At 72.9% G+C, this 20,855-nt stretch carries 16 protein-coding genes; 11 read left to right on the top strand and 5 right to left on the bottom strand.

The genetic code is table 11. The annotated features are described in order from the left end of the window. Positions 1-264 precede the first annotated feature (264 nt). Positions 265-1,443 carry a PLP-dependent aspartate aminotransferase family protein gene (locus tag RT054_RS14950; RefSeq protein ID WP_313025115.1) on the bottom strand — a complete coding sequence of 393 codons (1,179 nt, stop codon included), beginning with the start codon at positions 1,441-1,443 and terminating at the stop codon, positions 265-267. A gap of 212 nt (positions 1,444-1,655) precedes the next feature. Here RT054_RS14950 and RT054_RS14955 point away from each other — a divergent pair, with 212 nt between their 5' ends. Further along, positions 1,656-2,138, top strand: coding sequence for an Lrp/AsnC family transcriptional regulator (locus RT054_RS14955; RefSeq protein WP_313025118.1), 483 nt, complete (start codon positions 1,656-1,658; stop codon positions 2,136-2,138). A gap of 53 nt (positions 2,139-2,191) precedes the next feature. On the opposite strand, the gene RT054_RS14960 is transcribed toward RT054_RS14955, so the two are convergent. Further along, entirely contained in the window at positions 2,192-3,679 is a 1,488-nt protein-coding gene (locus RT054_RS14960) for a protein adenylyltransferase SelO family protein (protein ID WP_313025121.1), read from the bottom strand. Positions 3,680-3,865: 186 nt separating this feature from the next. Here RT054_RS14960 and RT054_RS14965 point away from each other — a divergent pair, with 186 nt between their 5' ends. Further along, positions 3,866-5,944: a KUP/HAK/KT family potassium transporter gene (locus RT054_RS14965; protein ID WP_313025125.1), complete on the top strand. Its 2,079-nt coding sequence runs from the start codon at positions 3,866-3,868 to the stop codon at positions 5,942-5,944. A gap of 49 nt (positions 5,945-5,993) precedes the next feature. Here RT054_RS14965 and RT054_RS14970 read toward each other — a convergent pair whose 3' ends face one another. Together RT054_RS14970 and RT054_RS14975 are read right to left on the bottom strand one after the other, a co-directional pair. Continuing rightward, positions 5,994-7,586, bottom strand: coding sequence for an ATP-dependent DNA ligase (locus RT054_RS14970; protein WP_313025128.1), 1,593 nt, complete (start codon positions 7,584-7,586; stop codon positions 5,994-5,996). 20 nt (positions 7,587-7,606) lie between these two features. Then, positions 7,607-8,413, bottom strand: a complete 807-nt coding sequence (locus RT054_RS14975; protein ID WP_312721043.1) for a hypothetical protein — start codon at positions 8,411-8,413, stop codon at positions 7,607-7,609. 342 nt (positions 8,414-8,755) lie between these two features. Between RT054_RS14975 and RT054_RS14980 the strand changes: the two genes are divergently transcribed. The 6 genes from RT054_RS14980 (at position 8,756) to RT054_RS15005 (ending at position 14,377) form a co-directional block, all read left to right on the top strand. Next, positions 8,756-9,538 carry a hypothetical protein gene (locus RT054_RS14980; protein ID WP_312721042.1) on the top strand — a complete coding sequence of 261 codons (783 nt, stop codon included), beginning with the start codon at positions 8,756-8,758 and terminating at the stop codon, positions 9,536-9,538. A 10-nt stretch (positions 9,539-9,548) separates the two neighbouring features. Then, the gene (locus RT054_RS14985) at positions 9,549-9,740 is read left to right on the top strand and encodes a hypothetical protein (protein WP_312721040.1); all 192 of its coding nucleotides are present in this window, start codon (positions 9,549-9,551) and stop codon (positions 9,738-9,740) included. 108 nt (positions 9,741-9,848) lie between these two features. Then, positions 9,849-11,342 carry a glycosyltransferase family 2 protein gene (locus RT054_RS14990; protein ID WP_313025138.1) on the top strand — a complete coding sequence of 498 codons (1,494 nt, stop codon included), beginning with the start codon at positions 9,849-9,851 and terminating at the stop codon, positions 11,340-11,342. Beyond that, entirely contained in the window at positions 11,339-11,863 is a 525-nt protein-coding gene (locus tag RT054_RS14995) for a hypothetical protein (protein WP_313025141.1), read from the top strand. The genes RT054_RS14990 and RT054_RS14995 overlap by 4 nt, the downstream gene beginning before the upstream one ends. A gap of 114 nt (positions 11,864-11,977) precedes the next feature. Next, positions 11,978-13,231 (top strand): non-hydrolyzing UDP-N-acetylglucosamine 2-epimerase, encoded by a 1,254-nt coding sequence (wecB, locus tag RT054_RS15000; protein ID WP_313025145.1) that lies wholly within the window; start codon positions 11,978-11,980, stop codon positions 13,229-13,231. 330 nt (positions 13,232-13,561) lie between these two features. Continuing rightward, entirely contained in the window at positions 13,562-14,377 is an 816-nt protein-coding gene (locus RT054_RS15005; protein WP_313025148.1) for a hypothetical protein, read from the top strand. Between the two features lie 60 nt (positions 14,378-14,437). Here the strand turns inward: RT054_RS15005 and RT054_RS15010 are convergent, their stop codons facing one another. After that, positions 14,438-16,546: an alkaline phosphatase family protein gene (locus RT054_RS15010; protein ID WP_313025152.1), complete on the bottom strand. Its 2,109-nt coding sequence runs from the start codon at positions 16,544-16,546 to the stop codon at positions 14,438-14,440. Between the two features lie 810 nt (positions 16,547-17,356). Between RT054_RS15010 and RT054_RS15015 the strand changes: the two genes are divergently transcribed. The 3 genes from RT054_RS15015 (at position 17,357) to RT054_RS15025 (ending at position 20,837) form a co-directional block, all read left to right on the top strand. Then, the gene (locus RT054_RS15015; protein ID WP_313025157.1) at positions 17,357-18,877 is read left to right on the top strand and encodes a hypothetical protein; all 1,521 of its coding nucleotides are present in this window, start codon (positions 17,357-17,359) and stop codon (positions 18,875-18,877) included. Between the two features lie 95 nt (positions 18,878-18,972). Beyond that, positions 18,973-19,677: a response regulator transcription factor gene (locus tag RT054_RS15020; RefSeq protein ID WP_312721027.1), complete on the top strand. Its 705-nt coding sequence runs from the start codon at positions 18,973-18,975 to the stop codon at positions 19,675-19,677. After that, positions 19,674-20,837 (top strand): HAMP domain-containing sensor histidine kinase, encoded by a 1,164-nt coding sequence (locus RT054_RS15025; protein WP_313025164.1) that lies wholly within the window; start codon positions 19,674-19,676, stop codon positions 20,835-20,837. The genes RT054_RS15020 and RT054_RS15025 overlap by 4 nt, the downstream gene beginning before the upstream one ends. The last annotated feature ends 18 nt before the right edge of the window (positions 20,838-20,855 follow it).

Below are 20,855 nucleotides of genomic sequence, written 5' to 3' on the forward strand. Positions count from 1 at the left end.
GCGACCGGCTCATCGGCACCCTCGACGGACCACCCGAGGGGCCCGGCACCCCCGTGCGCTGGCGACCACCCGACCCCGAGGAACACCCCACGCACCGCCGCGCCGCCTGACCGCGCCGCCCCGCGTATGCCCGGTGTGCGCCAAGTCGGCGTCGAGCACCGCCTCCCGGCCACCACGTGGGGTCGGCGCCGCGCGAGGAACCCCTCGAGGGACCGGTCACGCACGCGCGCTTCGCGGATGCGGCAGGCGAACGCGCGGCGGGTGTCAGGCGCTCATCGCCTGAGCGAGGTCGGCGATGAGGTCGGCGGGGTCCTCGAGTCCCACGGACAGCCGCAGGACGCCCGGCGTCGGCCGCGCCTCGAGAGCGACGGGTCGGTGAGTGAGCGAGGCCGGGTGTTGGATGAGGGAGTCGACCCCGCCGAGGGAGACCGCGTGGGTGATGACGCGCACGTGGTCGGCGACCGTCGCCGCCGCGTCGTAGCTGCCCAGGTCGAACGCGAGCACCGCGCCGGGGCCGGCCATCTGACGCCCGACGAGTCCGGCGGGATCGCCGCCGTCGGCACCCGGATACAGCACGCGCTCCACCTGCGGCTGCTGCGCGAGCCAGGCGGCCACCGCCTGGGCGCCGGCCTGTTGTGCGCGCACCCGCACCGGAAGGGTCTGCAGACCGCGATGCCCGAGGTAGGCCGAGAGCGGATGCATGACGCCGCCGGTCAGCGCGCGCACGCTGCGCAGCCGCGCCGACCACTCGGCGTTCGTCGCGACGATGCCGGCGAGGACGTCGCCATGGCCTCCGAGGAACTTCGTCACCGAATGCAGGACGAGGGTCGCGCCGTGCTCGAGCGGTCGCTGGAGGACCGGTGTCGCGAACGTGTTGTCGACGAGCACCGGCACGTCACCGGCCTGCGCGACGACCGCGGCGATGTCGACGAGATCGAGGGTCGGGTTGCCGGGGGTCTCGAGGACGACGAGCCCCGTGTCCTCGGTGATCGACGCGCCCACCGTCTCCACGGTCGCCCACGAGACCCGCGTCCCGAGGAGACCGGTCGCCAGGACGTGGTCGGTGCCGCCGTACAACGGGCGCACCGCGACGATGTGCGGCGTCCCGGCCTGGACGCACGCGAGCAGCACGGCCGACAGCGCCGCCATGCCCGAGGCATAGGCGACGGCCTGCTCGGCACCCTCGAGGCCCGCGACGGCGTCCTCGAAGCGGGCGACCGTCGGATTCCACAGTCGTTGGTAGACCGCCGAGTGGCCCGGCTCGAGCCTGCCGCCGGACGCGAGGTTCTCGTAGGAGTCGCCTCCGGACTCGACGTCGTGGATCGGGGAGGTGGAGGACAGGTCGATCGAGGGCACATGCAGCCCGAGTGCCGCGAGATCGTCGCGGGCACCGTGGACGGCGAGGGTGTCGAACCCGGACCGGGTGAGGTGGGTGTCGGACATGGCGGACTCCGGCTTCGTCGGCGGCGTTCCTAGGACGAGGGGAGGCACCACACCCCGGTCACACCGACGCGCTTCCTGCGCATCCCCACGCTTCACAGTGTGAAGATCCTGCGGCATGCGGTCAATCAGATCGCAGGATCCTTTTCGCAGCCACCGTCTACCCTGACAACACACGCGACGCCCGCGCCCTCCCACCGCACCGAAGGGGTGCCATGAGCCGTCAGGACGACCCCCGGCCTCTGGACGAGGTGGACCACACCCTGCTCGCCCTCCTCGAGGCCGACGGCCGCATGTCCAACGCCCAGCTCGCCCGCGAGAGCGGCATCGCGGAGTCCACGTGCCTCGCCCGCGTCCGGTCGCTGCGGGACCGCGGCGTCATCCGCGGCGTGCACGCCGACGTCGACCCCGCGACGGTGGGGCGCGGCGTCGAGGCGATCGTCGCCGTCCGGTTCGCCGGTCACGCGCGCACCGACATCGAGGAGTTCAGCGACGCCGTCCCCGATCTCCCCGGCGTCGTGAGCCTCTTCCACGTCTCCGGCGGCACCGACTTCTACGTCCACGTGGCCCAACCCAGCGCCCTCGAACTGAGGGACTTCGTCCTCGACCACCTCACGACCCGCCGAGGCGTCGCCCACGCGGAGACCTCACTCGTGTTCGACTCCCGGCGCGGCCGCCGTCCCCTCAGCGGGGAGTGACAGCGGGGGAACGACCGGCGGGGGAACGACGGCGAGCAGAGGGACGGCGACGTTCAGGTGCCGCAGTACGTGACGTACGGGGCAGCGGTCGACGGAGCCGGCTCGGCGAGCTCGGGGACGCTCGTCTCGTCCTCGAACGGATGCCGCAGCGCCTCGACGACCCGCTCGAACGGCCCGAGGTCGCCCTCGGTCGCCGCCGTGAGGACGTCCTCGACGACGTGGTTGCGCGGGACGATGTGCGGGTTCACCGCCCGCATCGCGGCCGCGGTCTCCTCCGCGTCTCCGAGGAGCACGGCGGCCCGGCGCTGGGACCACGCGTCGAACGGGGCCGGGTCCGTGAACAACTCCCGCGCCGCGCCGTTCGCGAGGGCACGGAAGAACCGCGTGTGGTCGATGTGGTGGGCGCTGAGCAGTCCGAGGGCGTCGGTGACGAGTCCCCGCAGGTCCTCGCCCGCACCCACGGCGTCGATGCCGAGCTTGCGGGCCATGAGCGGCAGGTACGTCTCGTCGTAGAGGTCGGGGACGCGGACGAGGACGTCCGTCGCCGCCTCGACCGCGGCCTCGGTGGGTTCCGGCAGCGTTGTCCCCTCGAGCGTGTCGAGCTCGTGCGGGGAACGGCCGATGAGCGGCAGCAGCGCCTCCGCGAGCCGCGCGAGGTTCCACTGGATGATGACGGGCTGGTTGCCGTACGCGTACCGCCCGCGGTGGTCGATGGAGCTGAAGACCGCGCGCGGGTCGTGGACATCGATGAACGCGCACGGCCCGTAGTCGATCGTCTCGCCCGACAAGGTCGTGTTGTCGGTGTTCATCACGCCGTGCACGAACCCCACGCTCATCCACTGGGCGACCAGGGACGCCTGGCTCCGCGCGACCGACTCGAGCAGGGCGAGGTAGGGGTCGTCGGACTCACGCGCCGCGGGGTGGTGGCGGTCGATCGCGTGGTCGGCGACCCCGCGCAGCAGGTCGCGGCGCCCACTGGCCGCCGCGTACTGGACCGTGCCCACCCGCAGGTGGCTCCGCGCGACGCGAGCGAGGATCGCCCCCGGCAGGGGACGTTCCCGACGCACGAGGTCACCCGTCGCGACGACGGCGAGCGCGCGGGTCGTCGGGATGCCGAGCGCCTGCATCGCCACGCCCATGAGGTACTCCCGCAGCATCGGGCCGACGACGGCGAGCCCGTCGCCACCGCGGGCGTACGGGGTGCGGCCCGACCCCTTGAGGTGCAGGTCCCGGCGCACCCCGTCCCGCGCGACGAACTCCCCGAGCAGCAGAGCCCGGCCGTCGCCGAGGACCGGCGAATACGAGCCGAACTGGTGACCGGCGTACCCCTGCGCATAGGTCGGCCGTGAGTCGGGCACATCGCCGACGAGGAGGCGCAGGCCTTCGGGGCCGGCGAACCATTCGGCATCGAGGCCGAGGTCGGCGATCAGAGTCCCGTCCACGATGAGGAGCCGGGGTTCGCTCACCGCCGCCGCGCGCCACGCCGTCGACAACTCGGGTACGGCCGCGGCGTAGGTCTGCTCGAACTCGGGTGCACCCATGCCCCCTGCTTACGTCACCCCGGCGCACAGGGCAAGCAGATGCGTCCGCGTGGACCGCGGTCGCGTCGTGCCCGACGCGCTGCCGGACCCGCCTGCAGGCACGCGCCGACGGGCGAGGACGACGGGTGGAGGATCACCCCCGTCGGGCCCTGCCGGGAGCAGCCGACGCGTGTCACCATTGCCGTCGTGCCGAAGCCCGACGAACCCCAGCCCACCCCCCGGCCCACCGGGGACGAGGCGCTCGCATCCGACGAGACCTCCCCCCGTTCGGAGCCCGTGCCCCATCCCGGGTCCACCTCCGAGGACAGCCGACCCGAACCGTCGGGCACGTCCGGCGGCGCCGCGAGCGCGGGCACGTCGACCGCCGGCAGCACGTCCGCCGGTCACGCCCACCCGGCGGGCGCGGCGCTCGCGTTCGCGGCGCTCGGCGTCGTGTTCGGCGACATCGGCACGAGCCCGCTGTACTCCCTGCAGACGGTGTTCAGCATCGACCACAACGCCGTCGCACCGACGAGGGGCGACGTCTACGGCGTGATCTCGATGGTGTTCTGGGCGATCACGCTCGTCGTGTCGATCAAGTACGTCGCGTTGGTCATGCGCGCCGACAACGAGGGCGAGGGCGGCATCCTCGCGCTCACGGCCCTCCTGCGCCGGGTGATGAAGGGACCCCGCGCGACGATCGCGGTCACCCTGCTCGGGATCGTCGGGGCGGGACTGTTCTACGGGGACTCGTTCATCACCCCCGCGATCTCGGTGATGTCGGCGATCGAGGGGCTGGAGGTCATCGACCCCCACGCGGGTGAACTCGTCATCCCCATCGCCGCGGTCATCCTCACGGTCCTCTTCCTCATCCAGCGGTACGGCACCTCGGTCGTCGGACGGGCCTTCGGGCCGGTCATGCTCCTGTGGTTCGTCACGATCGGCCTCCTCGGCGTGCCGCACATCATCGACCACCCGGAGATCGTCACCGCGTTGTCGCCGACCCACGCGTTCGCGTTCCTCGTCGACCGGCCGATGATCGCGTTCATCGCGATGGGCGCCGTCGTCCTCACGATCACCGGCGCCGAGGCCCTCTACGCCGACATGGGCCACTTCGGCGCCCGGCCCATCCGCCTCGCCTGGTTCGGGGTCGTGCTCCCGTGCCTGCTGCTCTGCTATCTCGGGCAGGCGGCCCTCATCGTCGAGAACCCCGCCGCCATGGACAACCCCTTCTTCCATCTCGTGCCCGGTCCGTTCCTCGTGCCCGTCGTCGTGCTCGCCACGCTCGCGACCGTCATCGCCTCACAGGCCGTGATCTCGGGGGCGTTCTCGGTCTCCCAGCAGGCCCTCCACCTCGGGCTCCTGCCGCGGCTCACCATCCGGCACACCTCGACGCACTCCGGCGGCCAGATCTACGTGCCGGTGATCAACTGGGTGCTGTTCGCCGGCGTACTCGTGCTCGTCTTCGGGTTCCGCAGCTCGACGGCCCTCGCCAGCGCCTACGGCCTCGCGGTCACCGGCACGCTCATCCTCACGACCGTGTTGTTCCTCGGCCTCGCCGACAAGGTCTGGCACTGGCCGATGGGGATCGTGGTCCTCATCATGGTGGTCATCGGCGGCGTCGAGGCGGTGTTCTTCGCGGCGAACATCACGAAGATCGTCCACGGCGGCTGGCTGCCGATCCTCATCGCCCTCGCCGTCATCGCGATCATGACGACGTGGTTGTGGGGTGCCCAGATCGTGCGGGAGAAGCGCACCGAGATCGAGGGCCCCCTCGACACCTGGCTCGACAAGGTCCGCGAACGCCACGTGCCTCGCGTGCCCGGCCAGGCCATCTACCTGCACGCCAACCTCGAGACGGTGCCGCTCGCACTCAAGGAGACCCTCCGGTTCCACCACGTTCTCCACGAACGCATCGCGATCATCACGGTCACCGTCGCGAACATCCCGCACGTGCGGCACGTCGATCGCGTGGTGGTCAGCGACCTCGGCGACCCCACCGACGGCATCGTCGGCGTGACGATCCGCCTCGGGTTCAACGACTCCCAGGACGTCCCCCACAACCTCAAGTGGAGCAACGACAAGAACCCCGAGTTCGTGTGGGACCCGGCCGAGGCGCGCTACTTCCTCTCCGTCCTCGACATCCGGCCCGGCAACGTCCGGGGCCTCGAGCGGGTGCGTCAGAACCTCTTCGTCCTGCTGAGCCGCAACGCCGGCAGCCGGGTCGACTCCTTCCACCTCCCGCCGAACCGCACCGCCGTCCTCGGCGGTCGCCTCGCCATGTGAGGACACGCGTCGGCGGGTCGAGACGTCGTTGTGTCGGCGGGCCGTCGCATCAGAGGGCGAGCCGGCGGACGGTCTCGATGGTGTCGGCCTCGGTGGCGGTCTTGTCGTCCCGGTAGCGCAGGACCCGCGCGAAGCGCAGCGCGAGGCCACCGGGGTACCGGGTGGAGCGCTGCAACCCGTCGAACGCGATCTCGACGACCTGCTCCGGACGCACGTGGACGACGTACCCCTCACGGTGGGTCTCGAGCGCGAGGAACCGCTGCGTCTGCCACGCGAGCATCTCGTCGGTCATGCCCTTGAACGTCTTGCCGAGCATGACGAACCCGCCCGGCGTCTGCGGGTCCCGCGCCCCGAGATGGATGTTCGACAACGTGCCCGAACGGCGGCCGCTGCCCCACTCCACCGCGAGGACGACGAGGTCGAGGGTGTGCCGCGGCTTGACCTTCACCCAACCGGCGCCGCGCCGACCCGCCGCGTACGGCGCGTCGAGGTTCTTGACGACGACGCCCTCGTGACCCGCCGCCACCTGCGCGTCGAAGAACTCCACCGCCTCCTGCGCGTCGGCCGTGACGACCCGCGGCACGAGGACCTCCGCCGGGACCACCGCGGCCAGACGCGCGAATCGTTCCGCCGCACCGGCGTCGAGGAGGTCCTCGCCGTCGAGGTGGAGGAGGTCGAAGGCGAAGGTCGTCACCGGAGTCGTCCTCGCGAGCGTCGCCGGGTCGGTGCGACCGGCCGTGCGGGCGCCGGTGACCTGGAACGGGTGCGGCCTCCCGTCGGCCTGCAGCGCGATGGCCTCGGCGTCGAGGACCGCGCTGCGCACCGGCAGGGCGGCGAGGAGCCCGACGACCTCGGGGAGACGGTCGGTGATGTCCTCCAGCGACCGGGTGTACAGGCGCACCTGTCGTTCGGCGACGTCGGTGAGCTCGCCGGTGAGCTCACCACCGAAGACATGGGCCTGGAGGCGGATGCCGTCGAGCTTGCGTTCGACGGCGACGGGCGCACCGCCACCGGCCTGGGCGAGACCGGCGGCCACGTCGTGGGCGGAGCCGGCGAGCATGGGCCGCAACGGCCGCCCGAGACGCAGACCGATCGCCGCCAGCGCGTCGAGGCCACCGGCGAGGGCCGCCGTCGCGACCGTGGCGCTCGACCCGGCGAGCATCACCGCGCGTCGGACCGCGGCGACGGGGACGTCGGCGGCCTGGGCCACCGCGGCCTGGAGCACCCCGTCGAGCGCCCCCTGTCGTACCTCGCCGGTGAGCAGACCGCGGAGGAACGTCTGTTCCGCCGCCGTGAGCCGGCCGAACAACGCGGCGACGGCGGCCGACCGCCGCGCCCCCGACCCGGCGCCGGAGAGAGCGGCGAGGTCGGTGATCGCGGCGTCGACCTCGGCGACGCTGAGCGAGGGCTCGGGTGCGGGATCCGGCAGCGAGGTGAGCGACCGCCACCCCACCCCCGTGCGCCGCTGCGGCAGCTCACCCGCGAGGTAGGACGCGACCAGCCGGGCATCGTCCGGCCCGGCCCGCCGCAGCGCCTCGGCGACGAGCGTCGTCTTCGCGGTCCGCGAGCGGGTCGCGCCCACCTGCGCCGAGGTGTCGACGACGTCGACGAACGCCGCCCCTCGGTGTCCGCTCGCGCTCATCCTCCGACGTCCTCGCTCACTCAGGCGAACGTCGCGCGGGTCTTCTTCGCGGCCTGGGAGATGCCGGATCGCTCGGAGACGAAGGCGCCCACGGCGCCGACACCGGGCAGATTGCTGAGGGCGCGGGAGAAGAACCCGCCCTGCTGACGCTCGTCGAGGTCGGCGCGAAGACTCCTCATCCGCTTCGCGACCCGCCACACGAGCGCCCCCGTGCGTCCGACACGGCCGAGGAGGCCGCGCTTCTCCTCCTCGGCGTCCCCCGGCTGGTCGGGGTCGGCCTGCGCCTCGGGCGCGTCGAGCACGGAGTGCACGGCGGCCGGGTCGAGGTCGTGGCCGAGGACGATGTGAGCGGCCGCGACGACCCGCTCGCCCACGTCGGCGCGGCCCATCTCCCGCGCCACGGCGTTGACGACGAGGATCTGCGCGGCGGCCCCGACGACATCGCCGATGCCGACCATCTTGCCGAGGCGACCGCCGATTCCCGGCACGGCGGCGAGCGCCGCGGCGGCGGTACCGAACCGGGACACCCACCACGAGGTGCGGTCGTCCAGGCTCGCCGAGTCCCAGCCCTCGGCGCGGGGATGCACCGAGCCGAACGCGAGCCGCCCGGCGACGCCGACGACGGTCCCGGCCGCCGAGAGCAGTCTGCGGGCCGCGCTCTTGTGCTCCTCGTCGGCGTCGGGGTCGGCCTCGACGGCGGCCGCGACCTCCTGCTCACCCGGTTCGTCGTCACCGAGGAGCAGATCACGGGCGCGGTCGAACTCGCGCGAGGCGAAGGCGAGGAACGTGACGACCTGGCGATCGTCGTCGGAGAGGGTCGTCGTCATGGGGTCCTCCGTGGGTCGGGAGCGGTCCGGTTCGACCGGGCGGGGGGATCGCCGCCGGTGGATGTCGCCGCCCATCCTCCCTGCTGCGCCCCTGACCGGCCCGCCGAAACCCGCCCAAGGATGCAACCCGCGACGTTGCATCCCTCGTTGCTGGTCACCCGTCCGAGACCGTCGTACAACTGAGTCGACGCCAACGTGAACGACCGTTCAAAACGGACGCCCGGTTCCATCACCGGACGACCGGTTCCTCCCCTCCGGACGCTCACCTCACGACGGGCCCGGACCCGGCGTCGTATCGCAGGCCCTCGAGCAGGTCGGGGGCCGTGTCCAGGGGAGTGACTCATGGGAATTCTCAAAGCCCGCGTGACGGCCGTGAGCGCCGCTGCCGCGGCACTCGTCCTCGCGGGGATGCCCGCCTTCGCCGCGGACGCGCCCGGCGCGCTCGAGGTGCAGGGCTGGTCGTACGACTACACCGCGAACGGCAGGAACCACACCGACGCGGCGAAGGTCTTCTCGTCCATCGGCACCACCGCGAGCGGATCCCCGCTCGTGGGGACGACGATGTTCGGCCGCGTCAACGGCTCGACCGGGCTCTACTACCCGAAGGTGACGAAGCAGGACGGTTTCGCCGCACAGGGGTCGGTGTCCATCCACGCGCCGGTGGCCGGCACCACCGGCGTCCCGACGCTCACCACGAGCGCCGGGAGCCTCCAGGTGCGGTGCACCGTCGACGCCGAGGGCAACCCCGACGCGTCGGTCAAGGCCACCGCCACCGTGCCGCACAGCTCGTTCTCGACGATGCCGGTCAACCACACGGTCGTCGTCAAGAACAAGCTCATCGAGCCCGAATCGTCGATGACCGTCGTCTACAACGAGCAGAAGACGCTTCCCGACGGTCGGCTGCAGGTCGTCGGCATGCACGTGAAGTTCGACGTCAAGGACAGTGGGCTGGCGGGCTCAGGACCGGTCACCGGCGACATTCGCTACGGCATCGTCACCTGCGGCAAGGTCACCAACGCCGAGGAGACCCCGGTGCCGCTCGCGCCCGCCGGTCTCGCCGGTGGCGTCCTCGGCCTGTCGGCCCTCATCGGCGGCGGCTACGCCGTCCGTCGTCGCACCGCCTGAGGTCCACACCATGTACGCGGGAACGAACACGAAGCTCATGTCGTCCACGGCGGCGGGTGGCGCCGCCGCGGCCACCCTCGGCGGCACCACCGTCCTCATCGTCCTGGGCCTGGCCCTGGTCGCCGTGGTCCTCGGTGCGTGGCTGCTCATGCGTGGCCCCCGCCGCCACCCCTCGACGACGACGTCGACCTCCCGCGGGTGAGAAGACCGGGGGCGGCCCAGCGCCGCCCCCGGTCACCTCGCCGGCCCCCACCCCACCGCTCATCGGGTCCCCTCCCCGACGCACCGTCCTCCCGGAGGAGACCTCCCCATGTCCGCCTACGTCCAGCTCCAGGCGCTCGCCTTCGTCCTGCTGACGGTCTTCCTCGCCTACGTGGCGACGATCCTCGTGCCCTACCTGCGCCGACGTCCCGACGAGATCGGCAACGCCGGCGCCTACTCCTGGCACGTGTTCGTCCCGTGCCGCAACGAGGAGGCCGTCATCGGCGACTCGATCCGCCGCCTGCGTCAACGGTTCCCGCAGGCGCACGCGTGGATCATCGACGACGCCAGTGACGACGCCACGGCCGCGATCATCACCGCCGCCGCAGAGCTCGACGACCACGTGCACCTCGTGGCCCGCACGTTCCCCGAGGCACAGACGGGCAAGGGCGACGCGCTCAACGCCGCCTACCGGCAGCTGCTCTCCTGGCTGCCGGCGGACGCCGACCACGACTCCGTCATCGTCACCGTCGTCGACGCCGACGGCGACCTCGCCGCCGAGGCCCTTCAGATCGTCGCGAGCGAGAACGTCTTCGGAGATCCCGTCGTCGGAGCCGCGCAGTGCCAGGTGCAGATGTTCGCCGCGCCCGTGGGTGCCTCCTGGTTCGTGCGCCTGCTGCGTCACCTCCAGGACGCGGAGTTCCGCACGACGATCGCGGCGATGCAGATGTTGCGACGCCACACCGTCTCCGTCGGGCTCGGCGGCAACGGGCAGTTCAGCCGTCTCTCCGCCCTTGAGGTCATCGGCGCCCAGGCCGGCGATCCCTGGCACGGATCCCTGCTCGAGGACTACGAACTCAGCCTCCACATGATGCTCGCCGGCTACGAGATCCGCTACGTGCACGACGCCGTCGTCGCGCAGGAGGGCGTCGCCACCCTTCCGGCCCTCGTCAGACAGCGGACCCGCTGGTGCCAGGGCGGCATCCAGTGCCTGCGCTACCTGCGCGAGGTCGCGAACAGCCCGCACGTCACGCCCGCCGCCACGGTCGAGATGACCTACTTCCTCACCACCCCGGTGCAGACACTCATCGGCATCGTCGTCTGGCCGATCGTGCTCGTCGGCATGGCCGTCCACGGCGCCATGACCTTCGGCGGGCTGTGGCCGTGGATGGTCGCCTCGTGGTGGCTGTTGCCGCTGGTGCTGCTCACCGGCATCGCGCCGTTCGCGACGTGGGGTGTGCTCTACGGCCGTGAGGTCGGCTGGAACCTGCCCACGGCACTCGGCTTCGGCCTCGCCTACTGGGTCTACAGCTACCTCACCCAGATCTACGTGCTCAACGCCTTCAGGCGCCTGCTCACCGGGCAGAACGGGTGGGTCAAGACCCGGCGGCTCAGCGAGTCCGGGTACGTCTCCGCGACCCAGATCGCCGACACCCAGGCCCGCGACGCCGTGCTCGTCGGCGCCGTCGCCGGCGGCAGCGTCCTGCCGCACCCGGACCGCGCGCCCACCGCCCGCGGCTCCTTCGGACCCCGCACCGGCGCCCACACCACGACCCACACCCGCACGAGCACCGCTTCGAACCGACCCGGAGGCACCCGATGACCACGCACGTCCGCACCCTCGGCGCTCTGCTCCTCGCCGCGATCGCCGCGCTCATCCTCCTCGACCGGACCCCGTTCCTCGCCGCCGAGGCCGGAGCGGCCGCACGCGTCGCCGGGGTCCTTCCCGGCGCGGCGATCGCCGTCGGACCGCGCCTGTTCGTCGGCGTCGGCACCCCCGACGTCCTCGGCATGCAGATCACGCCGCTGTGCTCGACGGTCATCCTCGCCGCGCCCGTGCTCCTCGTCGGCGCCGCGCTCCTGCTCGGCCTCCGCCGGGCACACGTGCACCGCATCGCCCTCGGCGTCGCGGCGGGCCTCGTCCTCGTCGTCGTCGCCAACCAGGCGCGCTACCTCCTTCTCGGGTGGCTCGGCCTCACCTACGGCAGGACGGGATTCCTGCTCGGCCACCACTGGGTCGGCGCCCTCGGCGTGCTCGTCGCGTTCGCCGCCGCACTGTTCCTCACCGTTCGCATCGCTGCCAGCGGTGTCACCCACACCGGCCCCACCGGATCACAGAGTTGACGGTCTGCGCCTCCGTCACGACACCCCTGAGGTCGTCCGGACCCACATGAGCGCGCCGACAGGCACGCAGCCCCCTCGCTCCATCGACACCTGCCACGAGAAAGCGACAGCACCATGAACACCGACCCCACGTCGGCGACCGACACACCGCAGCGCCCGCTCGTCCTGTTCGTCTACGGCACCCGGCCCGAGGCGATCAAGACGGCACCGCTCGTCCTCGCCTGCCGCGAACGCGACGCCTTCGACGTCCAGGTCGTCGTCACCGGCCAGCACCGCGAGATGCTCACCCAGGTCAACGACGTCTTCGGCATCACCCCCGAGCACGATCTCGAGCTGTTCGAGCCGGGCCAGGGCGTCGAGGCCATCGTCGCCAAGACCCTCGTGCGACTCACCCCGATCCTCCGCGAACTGCGGCCGGCGGCCGTCGTCGTCCACGGCGACACGAGCACGGCCAACGCCGCGGCGCAGGCCGCGTTCTACGCGCAGATCCCCGTCGTGCACCTCGAGGCCGGGCTGCGCACGAACGACCTCACCAGCCCGTTCCCCGAGGAGGCGAACCGGCAGCTCATCGGCCGCCTGGCCTCGCTGCACCTCGCGCCCACCGAGGGCAACCGCGCCGCGCTGCTCGCCGAGAACGTCACTCCGGACGACATCGTCGTCACCGGCAACACCGTCATCGACGCGCTCCACCACGTCGTCGCCGGCCTGCCCGACCTCCCCACACCGACCGATGTCGACGAGGTCCGCCGTCGCCTGCTCGTCACCCTGCACCGCCGCGAGAACCTCGGCGAGCGCATGGCCGACATCGCCCGGGCGATCGGGGAGTTCGCGCTGACCCACCCCGACGTCGACGTCATCGTGCCGCTGCACCTCAACCCGAACGTGCGCGCCGCCGTCGTTCCGCACCTCGCGCACCTGCCCAACGTCGACCTGCGCGACCCGCTCGACTACGTGACGTTCGTCGACGAGCTGCGTCGCGCCACCGTCGTCCTCACCGACTCCGGCGGCCTGCAGGAGGAGGCTCCCGGCCTCGGCGTGCCCGTGCTCGTCGCGCGGAACACGACCGAACGCCCGGAGGCCGTCGACGCCGGCACCGCCCGCCTCGTCGGCACCGACGGCGCGGACGTCCTGCGCCACCTCGACCGTCTCTTCGACGACGCGAAGGCGTATGCGGAGATGGCGAACGCGGTCAACCCGTACGGCGACGGCCGGGCCTGCAGCCGCTGCGCCGACGCCCTGGAGGCGCTCCTCGGCCTCGGCACCCGCGCGGCGGACTTCGTCCCCGTCCCGGCGCCGCGGATGATCCCGGCGCCCCAGGTCGACCCGGCGCGCCGGGTCGGCTCCCCCTGCCACGTCCTCACGATCTGAGCCCGGCGCGGGGCGCACCCGACGATTCGCGCGTCGCCGTCGCGGTGCGTCGCCACGGTGAACGGTCCTCGCGCGGGCAGGATTGACCTGACCCCGGACGGCGGTGGGGAAGCCTGCAGTCCGGGGTCACCCATGCCCGTCCTCCGAGGGCGCGCCCGAAGCCCCTCCCCTCGCCACCCGGGTCGTCGGCGGCGAAGGTCGGCCACGTGGTGTTCGTCGCCGCTTCTCCTCCCGGGCGTCGAGGGCGCACCGTGGAGTCAGTAGGCTGTCCGGCGGTCCGGCGGGGCCGATCGTCTCGCCGGACGTCACCCGCACGATCAGGAGGCGCACGTGGACGCGACCCACACCCCCGGAACCGACGACGCCGACCACGCCGACGACACCTCGGACCTGCCGACCACGGCCGCGTCCCCCGACGGAGTGACCGACGCCGCGTCGGCGGCCGGGCGCGACGCCGACACTGTCCCGGGGACGGCCGACGGGCCGAACGACGACCGGCCGAGCGACGATCCGTCGTCCGATCCCTCCGCACTCACCGCGCTGATTGGCGAGATCGAGGAGCGGTCCTTCGACTACGAGATCCTCAACGGCGTGGCGCTGCGGGTCGGTGTCCCCGTCGGCGACGCCGTCATGGGTGTCGTGCCGTTGCTCGCGGAGGCGTCGGCCCCGGTCGCCGTCCTCGCCGAGACGCGCGATGGGGCCTCGGCGCTCGTCATGCGTGACGGCCAGGACCTGTTCGTCGTCAAGCGCTCGCCCGGAGCATGGGAGCACTTCCGTTCCCGCGGAGGACCGAGCGCGATCTACGGCAGTTGGCGCAGCGGAGAACGCACGCGGTTCCGCATGCGTCACGGGGCACTCTGGCAGACGATCCCGGCCGCGGTGACCCTCGCCGAGACCCTCGGCGTCGCCGACCTCCTTCCCGCCGAGACCCCACCCCCGCCGCCACGACCGGCGCCGGAGAAGCTCACCCGTCCCCGCACTCCCCGCGCCGCCACACGCCCGTCGTCGAGCGCCACTGCCGGCGCGAAGCCCGCGGCGTCCTCGACCCGGCCGGCGACGAAGCGCTCGGCCCCGGAGCCGATGCCCGCCATCTGCCCCCGCTGCTTCGTCCAGCTGCCGGCGAGCGGCGTCTGCGACTGCGGCTGACCTGCACGAGGGGTCGTCGACCATCCGAGAGGTGACACCGGCCGGCGACGACGGACAGGCTCAGGGCGCGACGCCCTCGCCGCCCACCCACGCGTCCCGCCACCGGCGGAGTTGGTGGTGCAGCGCGACCGGTCCGACGAGCACCGGCGACTCGCCCAGTTCCGGGACCGTGCTCGTCGAGGACGCATCGAGTGCCCAGTCCCGCGGATGGAGCAGGATCGCGTGATTCTGCGGACCGCCCAGTCCGCCGTGGGATCCGACCTGCTCCTCGAAGGCGTGGACGTGGCCCCGGCCGTTCACCGTCGAGATGACCACGAGGTCGCCGGCATCGCGGACCGCGGACAAGCGGGCGAGGTCCGCGGCGGCCCGCTGCGGGAAACCGGCCACGGGGTCGCTGCCCGACACGACCGTGGCCGAGCCGTCGAGGCGGCGCGCCCCCGTGGGGCCGATGACGAGAGGTACCCCGTCCTCGTCCGCGGCGAGGACGAGACCGACCCCCGGGGTCGCCAGCAGGCCGGGGACGAGGTCGGGCCACGTCCGGTCGATCTCGCCGAGGGTGGGGCGGTCGGCACGACGGGGAAACCACACCATTCCGAGGTTCCCACCGCCGGTCACGACGACCTCCGGCAGATCGGCGAGGTCCTCGGGGGGCCGGTCCGTGTGCGGCTCGAGCCCCCGGCCTCGCGGCCGACGATCGGCGGGGTTGCGGCCCTGATCGGGTCCGAGGACGACGGGCGGGGACTCCGTGGTCCAGCGCTCGAGCACCGAGGCGAGGAGGGCGTTCATCGGCGCCCAGTCCTCCCCCGTGCCGATGTCGCCGGCGTCCTCGTCCGCCGGTGCCAGGCCCATGAGCTCATGGACGCGCTCGCTGAACCCCTGCCCGTTGAGTTGCGCGAAGGTGCTCCCGAGTGACTGCCCGTGGTCCGAGAGCACGACGAGTTCGTAGTCCGTCGCACAGGATCGCGCGAGCGCCTGCAGCGCCCCGAGCACGGCGTCCAGACCTTCGACGGCCCGCAGGGACTCGGGCCGCTCGGGGCCGGCGTGGTGGGCGATCTCGTCGTAGTCGACGAAGTCCACGAAGATGACGGGCCGCCCCAGCCCCATGGCCTCGGCGATGAGCGAGAGGTTGAGCTTGCGCACGAGCACGTTCGTCAGTCCGCGCAGAACCACGTAGGTCCCGCGCCGCGGGATGCGCGGCCGGACTCCCCGCACCCGCTGCCGACGGGCCTGGTACAGCTCCTTGACGACCTCGCCCACCGTGAGGACCAGGGCGCCGGGCAGGAGCAGCGGCCGGGAGAAGAAGCCGAGGAAGGCCGACCCGGACCCGAGGCCTCGAAGGCGGGTGGCGTTGCTGATCGTGAGGTAGGCCTGAGTGGCACCACCGGTGAACGTCGTGCTGGTCGCGGTCCCCCCGCCCGACAACAGTTCGCTGCCCGAGGCGAATCGACTCTCGATGAGCAGGGCGTCCCTCGGGTTGCTGGCCGCGAGCAACCGGCCGGCCCGCCGGTCCCACCACCGGAAGGCCGGCACCGTGTCGGCGTCACCGTGCAGCACCCCCGCCATCGTCGCCGGGGTGGTCGACGGCACCGTGGCCCACCACCCGCGGAGGACGTGCGTCGTCCCCACCCAGCGCGCGATCGCCGGTGCCTGCCCGCCCTCGATCGCGCGGTGCAGCGTCGGCAGGCTCACTCCGTCGAGTTGGACGACGAGGAGGCCGCGGGGGCGTCTCCCGCCGCCGGGCCCGCCCTCGTAGCTGCTCCGGGCGCGGGCGGGGACGCGGGTACGGGCGCCGTGACGGCCGGCCGCGGCCACGATGTAGGCGCTGTCCGAGGCGCCGACCACCCACCTGCCCGCGCTGAGCACGGCCGCGGCGACGACGAGGACGAGGACGATCGTCGTGAACGGCAACCGGGCCAGGTCCGTGCTGAGCGCCAACGCCGTGCCGAGGACGGCGAGCTGTGCCGTCGTCCCCAGGACGAGGGCGGTGACGACGCTGCCCCGGGCGGCCAGACCACGGAGCAACGACCCCGTCGCGAGCTCGAGCACGAGGGCGGCGACGGCCACGGAGGAGACGAGGACCCACCATTGCGTGATCGTGAGGCCCGCCACCGCGACTCCGACCGAGAGCGCGATCGAGACGATGACCAGGGACACCAGAGCACGGCCCACGTCGGCGAGGATCCGGACGCGAGACCGGTTCGCCTCGCCCGGATCGGACCAGCGTGGCGCTGAGTCGGACATCGGTGGGAATCCCTCGGATCGGAGTCGGGGCCGCACGACTCCAGCCGTGCGGTCACGCGGACCAGGGCGCTGCGGTGGCGGACGGGATCGCCGTCGTCCGCCGCGGAACCACCCCTCATGCGCGCTTCAGGGGGCGACCGTTCGCAGCATACGGACACGGCGCCCCGACCGCGGTCGGGGCGAGCGACCGGACCGCCTCGTCGAATCGGCCACGGCCCCACCCCGTCGCCGCTCGTTAGGGTGGCGGGATGATCGCTGTGACACCCGCGCGGCGGGCGACGCCGACCGCACCGACGGGCTGCGGGTGAGCACCGCAGCCCCTGGTGGGTCCGCTCCCGTCAAGGCCCGTCCCATCATGCTCGTCTTCGCCGTCGTCGCGGTCGCTCCGGCGTTCTTCCTGGGGTCGGCGGTGGGGGCGGGGAGCGTGGCGATGATCGGCGCGCTGGTCGCCCTCTTCGCCCTCATCGCTCTCCTGGGAGGACGGTTGCGGGCCGACATGCGCATGGCGATCGTCGTCCTGCCCTGCCTCGTCGTCGCCTCCGTCGTGCCGCGACTGGTGAGCGAGGTCTCCCGCGTCGCCTCCATCGCGGCAGTCGTCGCCGTTCTCTTCGTCGCCGCGCTCCTGCCCGTGCTGGGCAGTCGGTACGTGGGCGTCGGCCAAGGGGTCGGCATGGCGAGCCTGTTCTCCTACGGCTCGGCGGTGACGGGGCCCTTCCGGCCCACCCAGTTGGTGCTCGCGTGCTCGCCGGCGTCCTCGTCGCCCTCGTCGTCCGCGTGCTCTTCGGGGCCGGGGACCCGCGGGAGGAGACCCGACTCCGCATCGCCGGCGTGTTGGACGCGCGCCGGCCGGACGTCTCCGGCGCCCTCGAGACCTGGGTGAGCGATGGTCGACCGACATGGCTCGGACAGGTCCTGGACGGCGCCGTCCGCTACCGCATCGGGCTGCAGGAGACCGAGCGCGAAGTGCGAACCCGGAGCGAGCGCCCGGCAGAACCGGCGGCGGAACGCCCGAGCGCGGCGGGCGTCGAACCGCTGCGGAGGCGAGCGGCGCAGCTGGCCGAGCAGGTGCGGGCGAAGGACCCGGACCTCTCCGCGGACGGCGGGAACGTCTCGGATGCCGCGGACGTCTCGGATGCCGCAGATGCCGCTGATGCCGCCGGTGTCGCGGACGACGAGGCGGCGCCGCGCCCCACCGCCGCGACCGGGGCCCCCGACCCGTCGGAGAACGCGGTCTCCACTGCGGCGGGGACGGCGAGCGCCGGTCTCGATCAGGTGGCGGCGGCCCTGGCGCACCGGGACGACTCCACCGCGACACCCCACGCTCAGGAGCGCGAGCTGTACCGGGCCGCCCGGCGACCCACATGGCGCGCCCGATCGACGTACGTCCGCCACGCCGTTCGCACGGCCCTGGGCATGCTCATCATGCTCGTCATCACCGCCACCCTGCGGCCGGGCGATCCGCTCGTCGCGACCGTGCTGCTCGCGGCCTTCGCCATCCTCCAGGCCAGCTGGTCGGAGTCCCTCGCACGCGCTCGTCCGCGGCTGGTCGGAGTCGTCGTCGGCGCCCTCGTCGCGTTCGGGGTGTTCCTCTTCGCCCCCGCCGCTGCGCTCCTGCCGGTGAGCCTCGTGGCTCTCGTCGTCGGACTCTGGGTGATCACGGACCGGCCCGCGATCGGCAACGGGTGCATGGTCCTGGTCTCCGTCGGGCTCAACGTCTCGACGCGGCACCTCGACCCGGTCGGCACTCTGGTCGAGTACACGGTCCTCATGCTCGCCGCGGTCTTCGTCAGTCTCGTCCTCGGCTTCGTCGTCGTGCCCGGCCCGCGTCTGCCCTCGCTGGACCGTCGCATCCACGCCGCGTGGCACGCCACGGGGGAGGCGCTCGCCGAGGCGGGGCCGCGCGCCGCTGCGGGGCCCGACTCCAAGGGCCGGAACTCGGCGCTCGTCCGTGCCCTGCGTGAGGCCTCGGCCGCGCGCGCGGACCTGCTCGTCGACAGCGACCGCTGGGATCCCGACGTCGCCGCCCACCTGGAGGACTACGACCAGGCGCTGTCCGACCTCGTCCTCGTCGGCCTGCAGCTGCGGGACGAACCCGAGACGATCGCGGCGCTCACCCGTGATTTCCGCGCCGGCGTCACGGCCCGTGGCGACCACGACGCGTTCGAGGAGCAGACGCACCTGATCGCCGTTCCTCGCGCGCTCATGGACGAGGCCGGGACGGCGGGGACCGCCCTGCTGAATGCAGTTCCCGCCGGTTGACCGACGGCCGACCGGGCGAACCGATCGCACCGACCGCACCGCCGCGGGCCGCTCCCGGACGCGGGGTCAGGACGTCCCCCCGGCACACTGAGGGCATGGTGGTCCCAGGCGCGCGGGTGCTGGTGGTGGAGGACGAGCCGGTGTTGGCCGGGACGGTCTCCGCCTACGTCGAACGCGCCGGGATGACCGTGCGCACGGTCGCCGACGGCCTCGAGGCCGTCGCCGCGGCGCGTGAGTGGGCGCCGGACGTCATCGTGCTCGACCTGGGACTGCCGGGCCTGGACGGGGTGGAGGTCTGTCGTCGGGTCCGGACGTTCTCGGACTGCTACGTCGTCATGCTCACCGCCCGCGACGACGAGGTCGACACGCTCGTCGGGCTGTCGGTCGGCGCGGACGACTACGTCACCAAACCGTTCTCGGTCCGCGAACTCGTCGCACGCATCCAGGTGATGCAACGGCGCCCCCGCAACGACGGCGCCGCCGCTGCGGCGCCCGCACGGCGCATCGTCGGGACCTTGAGCGTCGACCCCGGGGCCCGCGAGGTGCTCCTCGACGGGAGGCCCGTCGACCTCACCCGCACCGAGTTCGACCTCCTCGAGGTGTTGTCCGCCCAGCCGCGCATGGCGTTCAGCCGACGCCGCCTCATCGACGAGGTGTGGGGACCCGACTGGGTCGGCGACGAACACCTCGTCGACGTCCACATCGCCCACGTCCGGAAGAAGCTCGGCGACGACCCCGCCCGGCCCCGGTTCGTCTCGACGGTCCGCGGGGTGGGCTACCGGATGGGTGCGGGGGAATGAGAGGCGCCACGCGCGGGTCGCTGACCCGGCACCTCGTGCTCGTGCAGACCGGCGTCGTCGCCCTCGCGTTCGGCGCGACGATCCTCGTCGCGGCCCTCGTCGCCCCCGCGGTCTTCGACTCCCACATGCGGCAGGCCGGGCACGCCGGGCAGCCGGGCGTCCTCATGCACGCCCAGGAGGCGTTCCGCTCCGCGGGGCTCGCGGCGATCCTCGCCGGTGCCGTCATCGCGCTCGTCTCCGCCGCCGTGACGAGCGCCTGGCTCATGCGTCGACTCGGCCGGGATCTCGACGCCCTCGCCGCCGGCGCGGGCCGCATCGCCGCCGGGCGGTACGACGAGCCCGTCCAACTGATCGGGTCCGAGCCCGAACTCATCTCTGTCGCAACCGCATTCAATGACATGTCGGCGCGCATCGATCACACCGAGGAGACCCGTCGTCGGCTCCTCACCGCCCTCGCCCACGAGCTGCGCACCCCCCTCGCCGTTCTCGACGTCACCGTCGAGGCGCTCGAGGACGGGGTGGTCCCGCTCGACGCGACCACCGTCGGCACCCTGCGCACGCAGACGGGCAGGCTGACCCGGCTGGCCGGGGATCTCACGCAGTTGTCCGCCGTCGACGAGGCACGTCTCGACCTCCACCGACGCCCGACGCCCGTCCACGACCTCCTCGCAGCGGCCGCCCACGCCGCGACGGCGAGCGCCCGACGAGCCGGTCTCACCGTCGCCGTCCCCGCCGGCCCCGTGCCGGGGACCGTCGAGGTCGACCCCGCCCGCCTCGGCCAGGTCCTGGACAACCTCGTGCGCAACGCGATCCACCACACCCCGCCGGGAGGTCGCGTCGAACTCGCCGCGCGCGCCGAGGGCCGTGTCGTCCGGATCGAGGTGCGCGACTCCGGTGCGGGGATCGACCCGGTCGACCTCCCCCACGTCTTCGACCGGTTCTACCGCGGCGCCCCACCACGTCACCGAGAGACGTCTGCGGGCACCGGCGTCGGACTGGCGATCTCCCGGGCCATCGCCGTGGCGCACGGCGGCACCCTCACCGCCGTCTCCGACGGTCCCGGACGCGGAGCGGCGTTCATCCTCACACTGCCGCTCGGCGGAGAACACCGCCAGGCCGGGGACGTCGGCCCGGAGTCCACGGACACCGACGGGCCTTGAGCACCCGCCGTTCCCGTC

It is taken from the genome of Mobilicoccus sp., from assembly GCF_032060985.1.
Classification (GTDB): domain Bacteria; phylum Actinomycetota; class Actinomycetes; order Actinomycetales; family Dermatophilaceae; genus Mobilicoccus.

Coding starts and splice junctions, on each gene's coding strand:
- RT054_RS14950 (WP_313025115.1), bottom strand. CDS start 1,443: ATGTCCGACACCCACCTCACCCGGTCCGGGTTCGACACCCTCGCCGTC.
- RT054_RS14955 (WP_313025118.1), top strand. CDS start 1,656: ATGAGCCGTCAGGACGACCCCCGGCCTCTGGACGAGGTGGACCACACC.
- RT054_RS14960 (WP_313025121.1), bottom strand. CDS start 3,679: ATGGGTGCACCCGAGTTCGAGCAGACCTACGCCGCGGCCGTACCCGAG.
- RT054_RS14970 (WP_313025128.1), bottom strand. CDS start 7,586: ATGAGCGCGAGCGGACACCGAGGGGCGGCGTTCGTCGACGTCGTCGAC.
- RT054_RS14975 (WP_312721043.1), bottom strand. CDS start 8,413: ATGACGACGACCCTCTCCGACGACGATCGCCAGGTCGTCACGTTCCTC.
- RT054_RS14980 (WP_312721042.1), top strand. CDS start 8,756: ATGGGAATTCTCAAAGCCCGCGTGACGGCCGTGAGCGCCGCTGCCGCG.
- RT054_RS14985 (WP_312721040.1), top strand. CDS start 9,549: ATGTACGCGGGAACGAACACGAAGCTCATGTCGTCCACGGCGGCGGGT.
- RT054_RS14990 (WP_313025138.1), top strand. CDS start 9,849: ATGTCCGCCTACGTCCAGCTCCAGGCGCTCGCCTTCGTCCTGCTGACG.
- RT054_RS14995 (WP_313025141.1), top strand. CDS start 11,339: ATGACCACGCACGTCCGCACCCTCGGCGCTCTGCTCCTCGCCGCGATC.
- wecB (WP_313025145.1), top strand. CDS start 11,978: ATGAACACCGACCCCACGTCGGCGACCGACACACCGCAGCGCCCGCTC.
- RT054_RS15020 (WP_312721027.1), top strand. CDS start 18,973: ATGGTGGTCCCAGGCGCGCGGGTGCTGGTGGTGGAGGACGAGCCGGTG.
- RT054_RS15025 (WP_313025164.1), top strand. CDS start 19,674: ATGAGAGGCGCCACGCGCGGGTCGCTGACCCGGCACCTCGTGCTCGTG.